2 protein-coding genes are annotated in these 2,352 nt (G+C 68.8%); both read left to right on the forward strand.

The window, feature by feature from the left end; all coding sequences use genetic code 11:
• On the forward strand, positions 1 to 1,400 hold a 1,400-nt coding region (locus AX744_RS09745), incomplete at its 5' end, for an FAD-binding oxidoreductase (RefSeq protein WP_061016590.1).
• Positions 1,397 to 2,352: FGGY family carbohydrate kinase (locus tag AX744_RS09750; RefSeq protein WP_061016592.1), on the forward strand; the 956-nt coding region annotated here is incomplete at its 3' end. The genes AX744_RS09745 and AX744_RS09750, both read left to right, overlap by 4 nt.

Consider the following 2,352-nt stretch of genomic DNA (forward strand, 5'->3'; position numbering starts at 1 on the left):
AGACCGAGGCGCAGGCGCTGCGCGAGGCGAGCGTCGACCGCTTCAAGAAGTACACCTCGGTGCACGGCATCTTCGACGGTCCGATCCCGGCCGCGATCGTCTATGCCCGCTCGACGGCGGACGTCTCGGCGATCCTCGCGTTCGCCGCGGAGAATCTCGTCAATGTCGTGCCCCGCACCGGACGCACGGCGACCGAAGGCGGCCTCGAGACGATCGTCGAGGACTCCCTCGTGCTCGACGGCTCCCGCATGGACGCGATCCTCGAGATCGACCCCGTCGACATGATGGTCACCGCGCAGTGCGGAGTGCCCCTGCAGGTGCTCGAGGACACGCTGCGGGCGCAGGGCCTGACGACAGGGCACTCTCCGCAGTCCAAGCCTCTCGCACAGATGGGAGGACTCGTCGCGACCAGGTCCATCGGCCAATTCTCCACCCTGTATGGCGGGATCGAGGACATGGTCGTCGGGCTCGAGGCGGTGCTCCCCGACGGAGACGTCGTGCGGGTCAAGAACGTTCCGCGTCGCGCGGCAGGCCCCGACATCCGCCACATCGTGATCGGCAACGAGGGAGCGCTCGCGGTCATCACCGAGGTCACCGTCAAGGTGTTCACGTACCAGCCCGAGAACAACCGCTTCCTCGGGTATCTGGTCGATTCGCTCCCCGCCGGTGTGGCCGGTCTCCGCGAGATCGTCGTCGCCGGCTACCGGCCCTCCGTCGCGCGCGCGTACTCCGAGGAGGATGCGGCGCAGCACTTCTCGCACTTCGCGGGGGGCGGAGCGGTCGTGGTCGTCGTCGCCGAGGGACCGAAGGGCGTGGCCGATGCCACGGCCGCGGGCGTCGAGGAGATCTTCGCCGGAATCCCGCACGAGAAGGTCGACCCGGCGCTGATCGAGGAATGGTTCGACAACCTCAACTGGGGTCAGGACAAGATCGACGCCGAGAAGCGCGAGATGCTCCAGAACGCACGCCTCGGCTACACCACAGAGGTGTCGATCGACTGGTCGGGCGTGGAGGAGCTGTTCGAGTCCGTGATGCGCCGTGCCAGGACCGAGTTCGCGCGCGCGGCCGACCTGACGCTGCTCGGCGCGCACTCGTCGCACAGTTACCAGACCGGCACCAACCTCTACTTCGTGTACGACTACGACATCCGGTGCGAGCCGCGCGAGGAGATCACCGAGTACCACGAGCCCCTCAACGCCATCGTGGTCGAGGAGGCGCTGCGTCTGGGCGGCTCGATGGTGCACCACCACGGCATCGGCAAGTACCGCACGCCGTGGACCCACGAGGAGCACGGCAGCGCGTACCGGCTGCTGCGGATGCTCAAGGACGGGCTCGACCCCAGGGGGATCATGAATCGGGGAACCATCTACCCGCTGGAGCACGGCGAGCTGACGGCGTGAGCGCAACGGCGCCGGGCTACGTCGTCGCGATCGACAACGGCTCCCAGAGCACGAAGGTGCTCATCGTCGACGGGACGGGCGTCGTGCACGCCAGCGCGCGAGCAGCCCTGCGCCCGTACTCCTCGCCGGCGCCCGGTCGATGGGAGCACCCGGACGACGATCTGTGGGACTCGATCGTGGCCGCCGTCCGCAAGGCGATGGCGGAGTTCTCCGGAGACGCCACGGAGATCCGCGGTGTGGGCCTGTGCACCATCCGCTTCTGCCGGGCGGTACTGCGCGCCGACGGCACCTTGGCGCAGCCCGTCATGAGCTGGATGGACGAGCGGCTTTCGCGAGCCTACGAGAGGGAGGTCGAAGACGCGGCGTACGTCACCACGTCGTCCGGATACCTCGGGCACCGGCTCACGGGGGAGAGGCGCGATGCCGCAGGGAACGTACAGGGGGTCTGGCCGATCGATGCGGATCGCTGGGGGTGGAGCGACGATGCGGATGAATATGCCCGCGCCGGTATGCATCCCTCGATGCTGTTCGAGCTCGTGGCGCCGGGCGAGCCCCTCGGCCGGTTGACCCAGCGCGCCGCCGAGCTCACCGGTTTGCCCGCCGGGATTCCGGTGATCGCGACCTCGAACGACAAGGCCGTGGAGGCACTGGGCGCCGGCCTCCGCGATGAGGGTGATGCCCTGTTGTCGCTCGGGACCTACGTGGCGACCATGACGCCGGGTGATCGGCCGCTGCCGAAGCACCCGGACGTCTGGACGAACTTCGCCGCGGAGCCGGGCGCGTTCCTCTACGAGAGCGGAGGTGTGCGCCGTGGGATGTGGACGGTGAGCTGGTTCCGTGACCTGCTGTCTGGCGCCGACGTCACCATCTCCGAAGAGGAGTTGAACCGGGGCGCCCAGGACGTGCCCGTCGGTGCCGGCGGCCTGGTCGCTGCTCTGGACTGGCTCGCGCC

This window comes from Microbacterium sp. CCH5-D1 (assembly GCF_001557335.1).
Classification (GTDB): domain Bacteria; phylum Actinomycetota; class Actinomycetes; order Actinomycetales; family Microbacteriaceae; genus Microbacterium; species Microbacterium oxydans.